The sequence below is a fragment of the Paenibacillus sp. PK1-4R genome, from assembly GCF_030369595.1.
In the GTDB taxonomy this organism is placed as follows: domain Bacteria; phylum Bacillota; class Bacilli; order Paenibacillales; family Paenibacillaceae; genus Paenibacillus.
This window is the reverse complement of sequence record NZ_CP126535.1, coordinates 1,992,738-2,008,916: the sequence shown is the minus strand read 5'-3', so window position 1 is coordinate 2,008,916 and position 16,179 is coordinate 1,992,738. Positions and strand designations below refer to the sequence as shown.

Annotated in this window: 9 protein-coding genes and 1 tRNA gene; 2 read left to right on the top strand and 8 right to left on the bottom strand. The window is 47.4% G+C overall.

The window, feature by feature from the left end:
• Positions 1-30 precede the first annotated feature (30 nt).
• On the bottom strand, positions 31-471 hold the full coding sequence (locus QNO02_RS08770; RefSeq protein ID WP_082219034.1) for a DUF350 domain-containing protein: 441 nt from the start codon (positions 469-471) through the stop codon (positions 31-33).
• A gap of 50 nt (positions 472-521) precedes the next feature.
• Positions 522-2,888, bottom strand: a complete 2,367-nt coding sequence (locus QNO02_RS08765) for an endonuclease MutS2 (RefSeq protein ID WP_289391831.1) — start codon at positions 2,886-2,888, stop codon at positions 522-524.
• A gap of 187 nt (positions 2,889-3,075) precedes the next feature.
• Here QNO02_RS08765 and QNO02_RS08760 point away from each other — a divergent pair, with 187 nt between their 5' ends.
• Complete coding sequence (locus QNO02_RS08760) at positions 3,076-3,435, top strand: phage holin family protein (RefSeq protein WP_017689637.1); 360 nt, start codon at positions 3,076-3,078, stop codon at positions 3,433-3,435.
• A gap of 217 nt (positions 3,436-3,652) precedes the next feature.
• Positions 3,653-4,048 carry a cytochrome C oxidase subunit II gene (locus QNO02_RS08755; protein WP_433583373.1) on the top strand — a complete coding sequence of 132 codons (396 nt, stop codon included), beginning with the start codon at positions 3,653-3,655 and terminating at the stop codon, positions 4,046-4,048.
• Positions 4,049-4,152: 104 nt separating this feature from the next.
• On the opposite strand, the gene QNO02_RS08750 is transcribed toward QNO02_RS08755, so the two are convergent.
• From QNO02_RS08750 to QNO02_RS08725, 6 genes are all read right to left on the bottom strand, one after another.
• Positions 4,153-6,861, bottom strand: a complete 2,709-nt coding sequence (locus QNO02_RS08750) for a hypothetical protein (protein ID WP_289391830.1) — start codon at positions 6,859-6,861, stop codon at positions 4,153-4,155.
• Positions 6,862-6,999: 138 nt separating this feature from the next.
• A complete protein-coding gene (pheT, locus tag QNO02_RS08745) occupies positions 7,000-9,453 on the bottom strand; it encodes a phenylalanine--tRNA ligase subunit beta (RefSeq protein WP_249911274.1) in 2,454 nt (817 codons plus the stop codon).
• A gap of 83 nt (positions 9,454-9,536) precedes the next feature.
• Positions 9,537-10,571 carry a phenylalanine--tRNA ligase subunit alpha gene (pheS, locus tag QNO02_RS08740; protein ID WP_124113690.1) on the bottom strand — a complete coding sequence of 345 codons (1,035 nt, stop codon included), beginning with the start codon at positions 10,569-10,571 and terminating at the stop codon, positions 9,537-9,539.
• Between the two features lie 597 nt (positions 10,572-11,168).
• On the bottom strand, positions 11,169-13,061 hold the full coding sequence (abc-f, locus tag QNO02_RS08735) for a ribosomal protection-like ABC-F family protein (protein ID WP_249911275.1): 1,893 nt from the start codon (positions 13,059-13,061) through the stop codon (positions 11,169-11,171).
• Positions 13,062-13,580: 519 nt separating this feature from the next.
• Positions 13,581-13,651: transfer RNA gene (locus QNO02_RS08730), tRNA-Gly, on the bottom strand.
• Between the two features lie 160 nt (positions 13,652-13,811).
• A complete protein-coding gene (locus QNO02_RS08725; protein ID WP_091032783.1) occupies positions 13,812-15,938 on the bottom strand; it encodes a bifunctional diguanylate cyclase/phosphodiesterase in 2,127 nt (708 codons plus the stop codon).
• Positions 15,939-16,179 lie beyond the last annotated feature (241 nt).

The following is a 16,179-nucleotide window of genomic DNA, read 5'->3' as shown; positions in this document are numbered from 1 at the left end:
TCCGTATCAATATCTTCATGACCGGTCCCCCTAGATAATGCTCGCGCCAATAACAAACGACAGCGAGACTGAAATAATCATGGATATCAATCCGACAGCTCGGTTATCCGATTCGATCTCCTTATCAATGGAGAACACGGGTGTCAGGAATTCGAACAAAAAATAGGCAATGAGCAGAAGGATAAACCCTACAAACGACCACGTCATGGCTTCATATACCGAAGATTTTGCTTGTATGCAGAACCGCAATACGTTGCAGATCCCGAAGATCTTACCTCCTGTAGCCATCGCAACGGCCACATTGCCCTTCTTGATCTCAGTCCAGCATTTATACTTAGTCACCAGTTCGAAGCAAGCCAGAAATACAAGCAGCTCCATAATCGCTACCGAGAAAAAACCGAGTACCATCCCCAAGGGATGAGACAGCAATTGGTCAATGCTTTCTATCACGCACCGTTCCCCTCTCCCCATCTGCGACCTTCATGAATAAGGTCGCAGAATATCATTGATTCATGGACCGGCTATTCCAATTCTGCGACGGTCACACCGTTCCCGCCTTCTCCGTAATTGCCCAGCCGGTAGCTTTTAATATGTTTATGCTTACGCAGGTAATCCTGAATACCGGAACGTAAAATTCCTGTACCTTTACCGTGAATAATATAAACTTGGCCCAGGTTGGCAAGGAAAGCTTCATCAATGAACCGGTCTGTCTCCATCAGGGCTTCTTCCAGGTTGGTACCACGCAGATCCAATTCACTTTTCACATTGTCATCACGTGTACGTTTCATACCCGTTACCGGTTTTTGTTTCGGTTTGGCTGCGGGAGCCGATTGCTGCAGTTCCAGGTCATCCAGGGATACTTTCATTTTCATAATCCCCAGTTGTACCATAGCGTCTTTGCTGCCCGCCATCTCTACAACATGGCCTTTTTGATTCAAACTGTAGACAAGCACTTCATCACCAGGACCGATGGCACGAGTCTTCGGCGTGGTTGCCGTCTTCTTGACCGTTTTCCTACGTTTCTCAGGTTCTGCCTCGTCCAGCTGTTTGCGGGCAGCAATGAGTTTGTGCTCCTTCACGGAAGCACCTTCTTCCATAGCCAACAGGCGAAGATCTGCTATAATCTTCTCCGCTTCCGCGCGAGCCTTTTCCACAATGCTGCGTGCATCTTCTTCTGCTTTTTCAATCCGGCGATCACGCTGCTGTTCCAGCTTCTCCAGTTCGGTCTGATGACGACTGCGTAATTTCTCCATATCCTGGCGCAAACTCTCTGCCTTCTCACGCTCTTGTTCAGCCGTAAGACGGTTCTCTTCAAGAGAAGCAATCATGTGCTCAATCCGTTGATCCTCTTCCTTCACTTCGCCACGGGCGTAGTCAAGAATGTAACCCGGCAGTCCCAGTCGCTCTGCAATGGCAAATGCATTACTTCGTCCAGGCACACCCACCAGAAGGCGATAGGTCGGGCTCAGTGTGTTGATGTCAAATTCCATGCTGGCATTAATGACACCTTTACGCTCATATGCGTATGCTTTCAGTTCACTGTAGTGAGTGGTTGCAACCATGCGACATCCCGTCCGGTGCATATGCTCCAACATGGAGATCGCCAGTGCGGAACCTTCAGCTGGGTCTGTCCCTGCTCCAAGTTCATCGAGCAACACCAAACTTTTCGACGTCATGTTTTTCAGAATGCGAATGATGTTGGTCATATGACTGGAGAAAGTACTCAGATTCTGCTCGATACTCTGCTCGTCCCCAATGTCTGCATAGATCGCATCAAATACACATAACTGACTGCCATCCTCAGCTGGAACAAATAAACCGGACATTGCCATCAGGCTCAGCAATCCAATTGTTTTGAGCGTTACCGTCTTACCACCCGTATTCGGACCTGTCACGATAATGGATGTGTAATCATTGCCCAGCTCTATGTCGATTGGAACCACGTTTTCGATCGCAATCAGCGGATGCCGACCTTTTTTAAGTTTGATGAACCCGCGGTCATTCATGCCAGGCAATGTTGCTTTCAGTTCACGAGCCAGACGTGCTTTGGCAAAGATAAAATCAAGTGATCCCAGCAGGTCGACATCATACAACAGCCACTCTCCCTGCTCACTGACAAGTGCCGTCAATTTCTGCAAAATAATTTCTATTTCGCGCTCTTCCCGAATCCGGGTTTCGCGTAATTTGTTGTTCATTGCAACAATCGATTCCGGCTCAATGAACAATGTCGCACCCGAACCGGATTGATCGTGCACAATCCCGCCAAAGTACGAACGATATTCAGCTTTCACCGGGATAACAAAACGGTCTCCTCTGATGGTGATGAGCTGATCCTGAAGCATCTTGGATACGGTAGAGGATCGAATCATGGAATCCAGTTTTTCGCGAATCCGCGCTTCTCCGCCTCGCAGTTCACGACGAATCTGCGCCAACGCTACGCTTGCACTGTCGGCAACCTCTGCATTATCGTCAATACAGATTTTGATGGCATCCTCAAGCGTTTTTTGCTCTGACAGTTGATCACTGATATAGAACAATGATTCGATGGGCTCATCTTCATGCAAAGTACCAATCTGACGTTTCAATCGCCGCGCCGCAAAGGTTGTATTGGATATTCCCAACAGTTCGTGAGGGTTAAGTGTGCCTCCAATTTCAGCACGTTTGATGGAAGCCGTAATATCTACAATTCCTCCAAACGACGGTGAGCCTTTTAGACGATCAAATGTGAAGGCTTCATCGGTTTGCTGCAGCAACCGTTTCACTTCTTCAAGTTCACTGCTTGGTTCAAGTTGCTCCGCTTTCTTTTTTCCCATGGTTGTCTGAGCAAAGCTAAGCAATGTATTTAAAATTTTGCGATATTCCAGTGTGTGTAAAATTTTCGTGTCCAAGTGTACAACTCCTTCCAAACTATATCTGTATTATAACGAAAGAAACTTTCTTACGCTATTTAACGAATCCTTCCACACATAACTTCAACCATAGCACCACAAACTACAGGTGTCAGGATTGTGCAACCTCTCCATCCCCTTGGAGTTGCCCTGCTCAGTTCAATCCGAATAAAAGGAGGTAAACACCATGAATTTTCTGGGACATGTCGTGCGATTTATCATCGCTGCAATTGTATTAATGGTGGTTAGCTGGATCGTTCCCGGATTCGCCGTTGGTGGCTTCTGGAGCGCCCTGTTGCTTGCTCTCGTCATTGCCCTGCTCGGCTGGATCGTTGAAGGTATCTTCGGCAAAAGAGTCAACCCGTTTGGTCGCGGTATTGTCGGATTTATCGTTAGCGCACTGGTGATTTGGCTTGGTCAATATGTTGTAGATCATGTTGAAGTCAGCCTGCTCGGTGCCATTCTCGCTGCGCTGGTCATCGGGATTATCGATCTCTTCATCCCGGTATCCACCCCTTTTGATGCCGGACGAAGCTCCAAAAGTTAATCTCCACTTCACCTTAAAGTCCCCATGAATTCTCCTAAACCTCTGAAGGCCCTGTGCCGGAAGGGGTTTATTTCATTCGGGCAGTACGCACGCTCTGCCGTACACGTTCAATTTTCAAAAAAACGACATACGCAGCGTGTACAGGCATCCACATATTGCGGTATGATGACTGGAGCAATCATTCAAATTTTATCCAAATCACGCTTTAAGGAGGCACATGATGAAGAAAGGCATAACATGGCTTGCTGCCTGTATGTTAATTCTGGTCCTCACTGCATGTGGAGGAGCGAAACAGTCCGCAGAATCTGGCAGCAATGGATCCGATGCTGATGCTGGAGTTACAGCCAGTGAAGAATTGGTCATCAAGGCGAGTAACTATGAATTCGATCAACCTGAGTACCATCTTAAAAAAGGCGTTCCGGTCAACATTGTTTATGAAAATGAAAACGGAAATCACGGTATCCTTGTGCCTGAGCTGAATCTTCAACTGGATACCAGAAATAGCTCCAAAGTCATAACCCCGGACAAAGTTGGTGAGTTTGAAATGTCCTGTTCCGTCTTCTGTGGTTCAGGACACAGCAGCATGATCTCCAAAATTATCGTTGAAGAATAGTATTCAAGACAAGGAGCCCCCGCAGCGACGGGAGCTCCTTCTTTAGTATAACAAATTGTACCAGAGTGCGTTGCCCACGAGCCAGTTCTGCTACATTCATTACGCTAGGTCTGGTCCTGTTCAATCAATTCAATCCATTCGTTATATTCCGTCTGCAATTTCGTATATTCATCATGCAACTGACGATATTCCGTGTTCAGCTGCTCTGCCTTCTCCTGCTCCATTTCACGTTCAACCTGTAACAAACGTAATTGATTGGCCGCTAGTTCGTAACGTTCCCCCATCTCAAGCAGTTCAGTTTCCATGATCTCTTTCTCTTGGGTCGCTTCTACACGTAACTTGTCCAGCTGCTGTCGTTCTTGCTCCAGTCCCTCCAGCAACTCACTACTTGCCGCACTTTCTCTCTTCCAAACCGTTAGTTCATTCTCAAGTGCAGCCCAGCGTTCCTGCCAGGATTGTTCCTGAGCCGCCCATTCATCTGCACGGCGTTGCCATACCTGGTCGTTCTGCTCTGCTTGTTCAACGCTTGAGCGAAGTTCTTCTTCACGTCTTGTCAACTGCTCCAGACGGGATGCCAACTCGGTCTGTTTGGCTGACAGTTCTTCGTATTTGATCTGCCACTCCAACGCTTCTTCCTCAGTCTGGGCTAGCCGGCTCTCTTGCTCCGAGTAGCGCTCGGAAAGTTTAGCTGAAGACTGTCTCGCTTCTTCAAGTGCGCTCACAATCTCTTGTTTCTCCTTGCTCAATTCATCCAGCTTGGAACTATAATTCTCTTCCCGTTGTAATGCATCACTGTAATCATTACGGATTTGTTTATAGTTATCCTGAAGTCGGTTCAGCTCTTCCCGAACAACATTTAGCTCAACTTCAAGCTGATTGCGTTTCTCTTCCAAAAGCTCTGCATCCTTCTGGTATTGCACAGCCTCTTCATGGTTGAAACGAGACTCTTCCTTCACCACGGACAATTCATCATGAAGGGATTGCACACCAGACTCCAACGTTTCATTTTGTTCAGCAACTTCAAGAATCTGATTCTCCAGGTCCCCGATCTCAGCCAATCGCTGCTCAGCAAGGTCCTTCCAGGACTGCTCACGTTCCGTAAGCGTGCCGATCTCATTCTGCAATGTACGCACCGCGGCATGAGCCTGTTCAAGCACCTTATGCAACCTACGCTGTTCCTCTTCCGACTTCACTTCAGCCTCACGAAGCTTTTGAACTTCCTGTTCAAGCTGTGCATGTTGCTCCTGAAGTTTGCGTAGCTGTGCTGTGAGAGAGGTTTCTCTATCCACAGTTTCATTATACTTCTGCTTCCATTGTTCCTGTGAATCACGGGATTGCTGGGCAGCCTGTTCCGTTTCACGCAGAAGCTCCTGCAACTGGGAACGGTCCTCTTTCAACTGCTCCAGTTGTTGCTCCAGTTCCGTGATTCGGCGAGTCTGAACTTCCTGCTCCTGTTTACGGACCCCATGCTCATGACGTAACGATTCCAATTGACCACGCTCGTGCTGAAGTTGCTGTTCTTGTTCAGCAACCATGTCCTGTGCACTGATGAGCTGGGTCATCACTTCTTCTAATTGCTCTTCGACATCTAATAGTCGAGTCTCTGCCTGTTTACGTTGTTCCTCAAGTTGCTGCTTGAGCTTGCCCTGTTCTTCTTGCAATAAGGCCTCTGCCGCCGCTTCGGCTTCTTTCGCCTGGGACGCTGCTGCTTCCTTGACTTGCTGTAATTGTTCCTCGAGGGCTGCTTCTTTCTCCATCCATTCGAGTTCCAACTGCTCGGATAACGCCTTAAACTCCGCATTCAACTGATTTATCTCAGTCAGGCGCTTCTGCTCCGCTTGTGCCTGCAAGTCAGCCCGTTCCTGATTCGCCTGATCCGTGAGCTCTTGTGTCTGTTGCAGCGCTTTTTCTTCAGCCTGTTGAAGACGAAGTTCCATCTGTTGCTGAAGTTCGTTATACTGTAGCGCTGCTTCTTCCTGAGCTTTCTTCAGATTGCTCTCTGCCTGCTCCAACTCGGACAGAATGGCCGACTCGGCTTCTTCCTTGGCTGTCTGAACCTGCTGCGCAGCTTTGGCTTCAATCTGTTGACGTTCTGCAACGGCACGGCTTTCGGCTTCTTTTAATTGAGCTGCAGTCTTGTCCTGCAGCTCTTTATATTGCGCCGCAGCTTTGGCCTGCGCCTGCTGCAATTCGGCTGCAGAACGGTTCTGAGCTTCTTTGAGCTGGGAAGCAGCCTGTGCCTGTGCATTTTTAAGCTGGTTAGCCGCTTTCTCTTCCATTTCCTTCAGCTGTTTCGTTCCCTTGGCTTCTGCTTCCTTCAGTTGTGCCGTCGCTTGGGCCTGCAATTTCTGCACTCGCTCCGTTGCTTGAGCGCGTTCTTGCTCCAGCAGCGTATTCAACTTGGCTATCTCTGAATTTTTGTCCGATTCGGACTTTTGCAACGCCTGCTCTGCTTCAATCTTCAGCTTTTGCAAATCAGCAAGAGCCTGGTCACGCCGTTCCAATTCTTGTTGATGTTCATTTTGTATGGCGTTTAACCGATTCAATTCGTTTCTCAGTTCTGTACGTTCTCCAGTAAGCATCTTCAGTTCATTACGGATTTCCTGAGTCTGAAGAGACTGTTCAGCCATATGTACAGCCGCCAGTACCGCAATACGCGGAGTATCCAGACGGGAATTTTGCTTGGAGATTGCGCCCATACGCTCATCTACCAGGTTAGCTACTTGTTTCATATAGTCGGCACTGCTGCCAACCAGTTTATAGGAAGTCCCGTAGATCTCTACGGTGACGCGTGTACGATCAGGTGTAGTCACAGTTGTGCCCTCCTTCAAGTCTGTATGTTGATTCTAAGCTGTAATCACAAAAAAGTCACATCGATCCTCTAATGCTAAGGATTCGATGTGACTTCAAACAATTCCTGCTAATCTTTGTTCAAAAAATCTTCTTTTGTCCTATTTACGCAATTCCGCTCCGAATTGCTCTTCCAGACGAGCCACTACACGGGCATGAACTTCAGTAACTTCCTCATCGGTCAGTGTACGTTCACGATTCCGGTATACCAGTGCCATCGCCACGCTTTTCTTGTTTTCACCCAGTTTACTGCCAGTAAACACATCGAATACCTGTACGTTTTGTAACAATTCACCCGCCGATTCACGAATGGCGCGCAGCATATCTCCAGCTTCAATATCCTCATTCACAACAACCGCGATATCACGTTCCATGGCTGGGAAACGCGGAAGTTCACGATAACGAATGTCAGCGTCTGCTTCGTTGTAGATTGATTCAAGTGCAATCTCTGCGATGTACACATCATTTAGATCATACTGCTGTTGCAGTTCCGGATGCAATTGACCCAATGTACCGATCAATGTGCCTTCCCCGCCATCCTTACCTTCCAGATAAACCGATGCGGAACGTCCCGGATGGAATCCTTCAGGGCTGTTTGCTACCAAGCGAATGCGTTGTTCAAGCCCCACATAGGCGAACAGATGCTCAAGTGCACCTTTCAGATCGAAGAAGTCTACTTTCTCTGCTCCAACATTCCACTGCTGGCTTGCACGATTCCCGGTGAGCAGCAAGCCCAGTACCGGAATCTCATGCGGTTGCTTGGTCAGCTGATCTTCTTCGGTGAAGAACACATTGCCCACTTCAAATACAGCCAGTGAATCCTGTTTACGGTTCATGTTATACACCGCTGCATCCAGCATTTGCGGCAAAATACTCGTACGAAGCACACTGCGGTCCTCACTCATAGGCATCGCGAGTTTCACGGCTTTACTTCCTTGTGTCAACGCCGGGAACAATGTCGCTTTATCCGGGTGTACAAAGGAGTAACTGATCATTTCCTGCCAGCCACTGCCGGAGAGCAATCCACGAATGGTGCGACGCATCGCTTGAGAGCGTGTATATGCCCCTGGAGTCGTCGGTCCTTCAATCCATGTGGTTGGAATGTTGTCGTATCCGTACAGGCGTGCAATCTCTTCAAACAAGTCTACGTCGAGCGTAATATCCCCTCTGCGTGTTGGTACTTCCACATCCAGCAATCCTTGATCAGCATCACCACATGCAAAGTGCAAACGAGCGAAGATGGTTTTTACCTCAAGCAAAGACAGATCGGTTCCCAGATAACGATTCAGTCTATCCAGCGACAATTGAATTACACGTTTCTCCGCAGCTTCAGCTCCAGCTTCCACGATTCCTTGGTGCACTTCACCTTCAGCATAACGCTGAATCAGTTCAGCCGCACGATCCAAAGCCGTAATCACCGCACCCGGGTCTACTTCCTTCTCAAAACGCATGCTTGCTTCGGAACGCAGCCCCAGTTGGCGCGACGTTTTCCGAACGGTTCCGCCGTCGAATTTGGCGGACTCCAAGAGCAGATTCACCGTGCCTTCCGATACCTCGGAATTCTCGCCACCCATAACCCCAGCGATGGCTACCGGTTTCACGCCGTCCGTAATGAGCAACATGTGCGGCTCCAGCTTACGCTCCTGTCCATCCAGTGTAACAATCGTTTCGCCTTCGTTGGCCATCCGCACTTCAATATGGCCCTTTTCCAGCTTATCCGCATCAAATGCATGTAGCGGTTGACCGTATTCAAGCATGACATAGTTCGTGATATCAACGATGTTATTGATTGGGCGAACACCTGCAGCCATGAGACGGTTTTGCATCCACAGCGGGGAAGCACCCAGCTTAATGCCAGTTACATAACGAGCTGCATAGTGGCTGCATTGCTCCTGTGCCTTAATCTCTACAGAGATATGATTTGCGGCTGCATTACCAACTTCAACCAGTTGGTCTTTGGGACTTGGCAGCTTCACTTCACGACCCAGGATTGCACCCACTTCATAAGCTGCACCACGCATGCTGAGACAGTCGGAACGGTTTGGTGTCAGGTCCAGTTCAAGCACATGATCGTCGAGACCAAGAACCTGGCTGATTGGCGTGCCAACCTCCGTTTGTTCTGGCAGAACGAGAATACCTTCCTGCTGATCTTTGGGCAGCAATTTGTCGTTCATGCCCAGCTCTTTGGCGGAACAGATCATGCCAAGGGAGACAACACCGCGCAGTTTGGCTTTTTTGATATCCAATCCACCAGGGAGCTTCGCTCCAACCAGGGCTACGACTACTTTTTGGCCAGCATCCACATTTTTCGCACCACACACGATCTGCAGATCTTCTTCTTGGCCGGCATCGATGACACATACATTCAGTTTGTCTGCATCAGGATGTTTCTCCTTGCTCTTCACATAACCTACAACAACTTTATTCACGCCCTTGTTGCGGTTCTCCACTACATCAATTTCGACACCCGCACGGGTGATTTTCTCCGCCAATTCCTGTGGCGTCACACCTTCAAGGGAAATATAATCAGACAGCCAATCTGTCGATACTCTCATGGACGTTCACTTCCTTCATCTATAAATTGGTATTCCCGGTTCATAACGCTTGCTCTATATACGTTAATCTATTTATTGTAAAGTTACAGCCGTCCGAATTGCTTCAGGAAGGTCAGATCACTGTTGTAGAAGTGACGTATATCATCGACACCATACTTCAGCATGGCGATACGTTCTACGCCCATACCAAATGCAAAACCACTGTATTTCTCCGGATCGTATCCACCCATTTCCAGTACTTTCGGGTGAACCATACCGCCGCCCAAAATTTCAAGCCAGCCTGTTTGCTTACATACGCGACAGCCGCTGCCGCCACATTGTACACAAGTTACATCCACTTCCGCACTTGGCTCTGTGAACGGGAAGAAACTTGGACGCAGACGAATTTCCGTATGGGAACCGAACATTTCACGTACGAATTGCAATAGGGTCCCTTTCAGATCGCTCATACGAATGTTTTCGCTGATAACCAATCCTTCAACCTGGTTAAATTGGAAAGAGTGTGTCGCATCGTCGTCATCACGGCGGTATACTTTGCCTGGGCAGATGACTTTGACAGGCACTTCGCCCTTCATGCTCTGCATGGTACGTACTTGAACCGGAGACGTATGGGTACGCATCAACAAGTCTTCTGTAACATAGAAGGAATCCTGCATATCCCGCGCCGGGTGATTCTTCGGCAGATTCAATGCTTCAAAGTTGTAATAATCCATTTCGACTTCAGGACCTTCCGCAATGCGGTATCCCATACCGATGAAAATATCTTCGATCTCCTGTACCACTTTGGTCAGTGGATGCAGTCCGCCTTGACGTCCACGACGTCCTGGCAGAGTTACATCAATTTTCTCGGATTGCAGACGCTTCGCCGTCTCTTCCTTCTGGAACTGATCCTGCTTGCTGTCGATAACTTCCTCAATGGCAGCTCGAACATCGTTGGCTACTTGACCAATAACCGGACGTTCCTCTGCACTAAGTGCACCCATACCTCGCAAAATCTCAGTCAATGCACCCTTTTTCCCCAAATACTTTACACGCAGATCACCGAGCGTCTGCGGATCATTCACACCAGACAACTGCTCCAGCGCTTCGATCTTCAATGCCTCTAAACGTTCTTTCATGTGTAATTGCCCCCTTTTTGTGGTGTTTTTGCAACAAAAAAAGGCCTTCTCTCCCCTGAAGGGACGAAAAGACCGTGGTACCACCCTTGTTAGACATCCATTGCTGCACGGACCTTCTGGCCTGCAACCGGTTTTGTCTCACTTTGTACGGAATAACGACCGTTAACCGTTTGCCCCTACTGTTGCCTCTGTGTCTGCACACAAACAGGTTCAGGGAACCGCTTCGGAGTGAATTTCGGCAGCCTTGTTCTACAGAAACGCTCTCAATCTACGGCGCTTCCTCCCTGTCCAGAGGTACTGCTTACTTGTCTCCATCATCACGTTTGCTTGTTAGTTAAACCTCTAGAGGTTGTCAAAAAGTCCGCTTTTGATTACGAATGATGCCTGGCGGCATCATCAGCATCGAATATGGCATTCAGCCGAAATGTCCGTTGCTCACGTAGTTTTCCCTACGCTCCGCTACTCCATTTCTATCTTCATCCCATCTTCTTGGTACTGAAAACCGATCTTTTTGAACACATACCCATATCGATGTAATCATCGATGGTCGTTCATAATTATATGCAAAATAGATCGAAATAGCAAGCCGTCCATGTTCTAATTTATGCTTGCACCCTTATCTTTCAATTGTTTCAGGCGCTGCTGGATTTCGCGAATCTCAGCTGCCTCGACTGCTCGCTCATTCGAATGCTCGGGCTGTGTCAGACTGTCTTTTCCAGCAGTGCTTACAGGAGACAGCAACTCCGATAGGCGCATCTCCAATCGTAACCGCTCATCATCGGATTCCCGGGTCTCCAGCGCCACCTCCCGAAGTTTGGTGGACTGCTCCCAATCCGACACACCTCCTTCAAACAGAGTTGCTGTGCCACCAGTCTCCAGATCGCATAACCGATTCGCGAGTGACTTCGTCAGCATCCGGTCATGGGATACAAGCACCAAAGCACCTGAAGCCTGTTTTAATACATTCTCCATGACTTCCTGGGTATCGATGTCTAGGTAGTTTGTCGGTTCGTCCAGCACCAGCAGATTTGCTCCGCCAAAATACAGTCTCAGAAATGCCACTCTGCACTTTTCCCCCATGCTCAAATCCCCAATGTGCTTGAACACATCATCTCTGGAAAATAGGAAACATCCCAGAATGGTACGTGCCGCACTTTGTGTCATGGATGGAAGAGTAAGCAAGCTGTCCAGCAGCGTCTGATTCTCCGGGAGCCCTTCCAGCTCCTGTGAAAAGTAACCGATTTTCAGCTGTGGATGCCGTGTGACCTTGCCTTGTGAAGGTTCCAGCTCACCAATCATCAACTTCAGCAGTGTTGTCTTGCCCGTTCCATTAGGACCTCGTACAGCAAGCCGATCTCCACGTTCCAAAGTAATCCGAAGATCCCGCAGCAATAGTTTGTCTCCCGTATATGAAAAACTCACCTCTTCCAGCGCAAGCAGCTGGCGTGCAGCCAGTGGATTCATATGTAATTCCATGTTCAATTTTGCAGCTTCACGAGGTTTATCCACCCGTTCCCGCTCCAAACGCTCCAGCTGTTTTTGTTTCGCATGGTATCGTGAAATATTTTTGTTGGCTTTGGCCTTGTAGAAGCTTTGGGTGATCTTCACCTCCACATCGGTTGCCGAATTATGCGCTTTATGGAACCATTCCTGATAATTTCGAATCGTTTCTTCCAGCGCCTTACGTTCCAATTCCTGCCTGCGGTAGATCGTTTCCTGTTCGCGTAATTCACGCTCTTTGTGGATCTTGTAGTCGGAGTATCCGCCCTTGTATTTGGTCAGGGCATCTGGACTGAACTCAATGACGCCTGTTGCTACCTGATCAATAAACGTACGATCGTGTGATACAAATAACAGCGTACCTTCATATGAGGATAACCACTCTTCAAGCCAGCGCATGCTTCCCTCATCCAGATGATTCGTCGGTTCATCCAGGATCAGGAATTTGGGTTTGCTGACAAGCAGCCCCGCCAAACGAGCCTTTGTTTTTTGTCCACCGCTCAAGGAATGATAGGGTCTATTCCAATGCTCTGCGGATAATCCAAGGCGAGTCAGTACTTTCTCTACCTCAGTCTCCCACATATAACCGTTCAACTGTTCATATTGCTCCATCACTTGTGTATAAGCTGCAAGCAGTTCTTCATCCGCTTCAGTGCTGATGCTCAGACGTTGTTCCAGTTCTTCCAAGTTCCGTTTTACTTCATAGATCTGACCGCTCTCACGCCGGACCGCATCCAGTACATTCATCCCGGCCTCAATCTCCGAGCGCTGGCGCATGAACCCCCATTCCTGCTGAGGGATATGACGTTCTATCCGTCCGCCACCATGCTCCTCGCCCAAAATGATACGTAACAACGTTGTCTTGCCACATCCGTTGCGACCCAAAATGGCGAGTCGTTCGCCCTCATTAATCTCCAAATTCAATCCTGTAAACAATTCATTACCGTTCCACTCTTTTGATACTTCATGTAAGCGTACCAATGTCATCATGAGGCCTCATCCTTCCTGCATCCTTTTTGCTGAACAAAAAAAACCGCTGGCATCAGCCGGCGGTTTGGCAATTCAGGGTTGGATCAAGCATTCAAAGACAGATCTAAGGTAAGCTACGGCATGAACAAAGAAACCCCAAACACAGGGTACACGTAAACCTTCAAGGCTTACTTGTTCCATACCTTTTCCCATAGCTGAATTTGGACACACGAATCCCCTCATTGCTCAGCCGCTCTGGCTGACTGCGTTATAAAACCGTCTGCAGTTAACTGGGGTTCAATTCATGTGTTTTACTTCATGGGACGTATGGTTACCTCTCATTCATGTGTAGTATCAATTTCTCCGTTATTGTACCAGATCATTGTAAAAAAGCAAAGGTTATATAAATTAATCTAAAGAATACTTACTTACTGGCCACTACGAAAACAGAACAACCTTCTGCTCGCTGTTACCACGGGATTTCCTTTAGCGCAATAAAAAAAGTCCTTGCATCGCAAGGACTCCGGTACTGCTTCGTTAAGCGGGTGATGGGAATCGAACCCACGCTATTAGCTTGGAAGGCTAAAGTTCTACCATTGAACTACACCCGCATGATTGAAGATTTTATTGTTAAGTTCCTTAGGAATTTAACAGTGATTTTACAAATAATAATATACCATGATCCTCTATAGCATGCAAGTCATATTTCCCATTTTTTTCATTACGCATCCATCAAAAAAAGCAGGAGCACCCTCGCGCCCCCGCTGTTCCCTAGCCTGTAGGCTTATCCACATCTCTCAAAAACTGCTTTTCAAATTCAGCTGCTTTAATCGGTTTGCTAAAGAAATAACCCTGAGCCTCGTGGCAGTGTTGATTGCGAAGAAAGACCATCTGATCTTCGTTCTCCACGCCCTCAGCTGTCACTTTCAGCTGTAAATGATGCGCCATTGAAGTAATGGTGGATACAATCGCAGCGTTATTGCTGTCTTCCATGACTTCATTCACAAATGAACGGTCAATCTTGAGCCGATCAATCGGCAGATCCTTCAGATAGTGCAACGAGCTGTATCCCGTTCCAAAATCATCAATACTGATATGCACACCAATTTCTTTGATTTTGCGCAACTGTTCGAATGACCGGTCTTTATCAAATGTCATGCTCTCTGTAATCTCCAGTTCAAGCCATACAGGCTCTAGTCCCGTCTCTTTGAGAATGCCATTGATATTGTCCAACAAATGGGAGTGCCTGAATTGTCTCATCGATAGATTCACCGAAACACACAGTTTACGATAACCGGCTTCCTGCCACTGTTTGTTCTGTGCACACGCTTCACGAAGCACCCATTCGCCAAGTGGCACAATGAGCCCACTCTCTTCAGCCAGAGGAATAAATTCCGCCGGAGATACCGAGCCTCGCTGCGGATGCTGCCAACGCACCAAGGCTTCCATGCCAACGATTAGCCCACTTTGCAGATTAACCTGCGGCTGGTAGACCAAGTAAAACTGACCTCGATCCAACGCCTTGCGCAGATCATTCTCAAGCTGCAAGCGCTCCTGTGCCTTCATCTGCATCGCATGGGCAAAACGATTCAGTTCCATTCCTTGTTCCTTGGCACTGTGCAAAGCCGTATCTGCATTCTGAATAATCTCCAGTGGTGACTCCCCATCATGTGGGAAAATGGCCATCCCGATTCCAAGTGTAAGATGATACTCATTGCCATCAACCAAGACGGGCTTCTCAAAAAGTTGCAAAATGGATCTTGTCCGACGCAACGCTGTATCGGTTGAACTGAAATCTGTCATCGTTAATGCAAACTCATCTCTTCCCAATCCAAAGACTTCTTCTCCTGGAAGTGACAGATGTTTCAGTCGTTGACCTACCTGACGCAAAACCCGATTAGCTGCTTGCTGTCCGAGCGAATCATTAATGGTTTTGAACCGATTAATATTCAGGACCAATACACCAACAAGCTGTTCCTGCACCACGGCATCATCCATCATCTTTTTCAACCGCTGGGAAAGGCGACGACGGTTGGGAAGTCCCGTTACATCATCATGATGAGCAATATAGTTCATCTTGGCTTCCGCGACCTGCTGTTGCAGGAAAGGTGTGTCCACAACGGACGTATATAGGCCTTTTTGAATGAAAAAATACGCCATGCAATTACTCAGCAATCCTAATAACAGATTGAGATCGTTCACCCCAGTTGCTGAAACAAAATAACATTCACCAAAAAAGAAACACAGAATGCCACATAGAATGGTTGGTAGATCACCATCTTTGGTTTTTTTCCACTGCACAAACAAAAGAACTGCAATAATGCCATAGAGCAATCCGACCATAAAATGAACTCGGGTGAAGATACCACCAAGCACTTCCCCATCAAGCATACTTGGTAACATGCTCCATTCCTGGATAGCCAGTATGTACAAAATAACAAAGGTACCCAATGTCCCACTGAACAGTAAGAATTTGCGTGGTAATGCAATTTCTTTCTCATTTAAGGTATACACGAGCAGTAAACCTACGGAACATACCAAAGATCCCATGGTTGACATCATTAAGGAGAACTCCGATTCCATCATGGCTCCATTTGGAATCTCTTCTGCAAATGAAACAATATGAACCAGTTCAAACAGACCAATCAATAAAAAGAGTGTTGTCAATAATGTCCTCCGAAGAGTTAGCTTCTGTGTCCGAAACAACCAGCTTTGATTGTAGATGCCGATACAAGCCGCTGCCGCAGCGAATCCACCCAAGAGTGTCAAAACCGGGTAACCCGATATGATCAGATCAGAGCTTGAAGAAGAACGAAACCATTGACTTGCGAGGAAACACAATAAGCCGCACACAGCGACCCAACTTATTTTTCTCTGATCTTGCAGATTAACCTTCATGCCGTGTTTTCCTTCCCGGGATCACCTATCCTGAATTACATTAACCAAACCTAACAACTTACTACACGATTCGACAAAAAAAAAATATTAACCAACGTTCAATTCACATGCATACACATGCTATCTGGTACATAATAACATTTAATTTTGTATACGTGAACTAAAAAATAGTTACTCCTAGGAATATTTATTCATAAATATAGAGAAAAACAAGGCATTAAGAACTAAAAAAACATGGATC

Coding starts and splice junctions, on each gene's coding strand:
- QNO02_RS08755 (WP_433583373.1), top strand. CDS start 3,653: ATGATGAAGAAAGGCATAACATGGCTTGCTGCCTGTATGTTAATTCTG.
- QNO02_RS08725 (WP_091032783.1), bottom strand. CDS start 15,938: ATGAAGGTTAATCTGCAAGATCAGAGAAAAATAAGTTGGGTCGCTGTG.
- QNO02_RS08760 (WP_017689637.1), top strand. CDS start 3,076: ATGAATTTTCTGGGACATGTCGTGCGATTTATCATCGCTGCAATTGTA.
- QNO02_RS08770 (WP_082219034.1), bottom strand. CDS start 471: ATGGGGAGAGGGGAACGGTGCGTGATAGAAAGCATTGACCAATTGCTG.
- pheS (WP_124113690.1), bottom strand. CDS start 10,571: ATGAAAGAACGTTTAGAGGCATTGAAGATCGAAGCGCTGGAGCAGTTG.
- pheT (WP_249911274.1), bottom strand. CDS start 9,453: ATGAGAGTATCGACAGATTGGCTGTCTGATTATATTTCCCTTGAAGGT.
- abc-f (WP_249911275.1), bottom strand. CDS start 13,061: ATGATGACATTGGTACGCTTACATGAAGTATCAAAAGAGTGGAACGGT.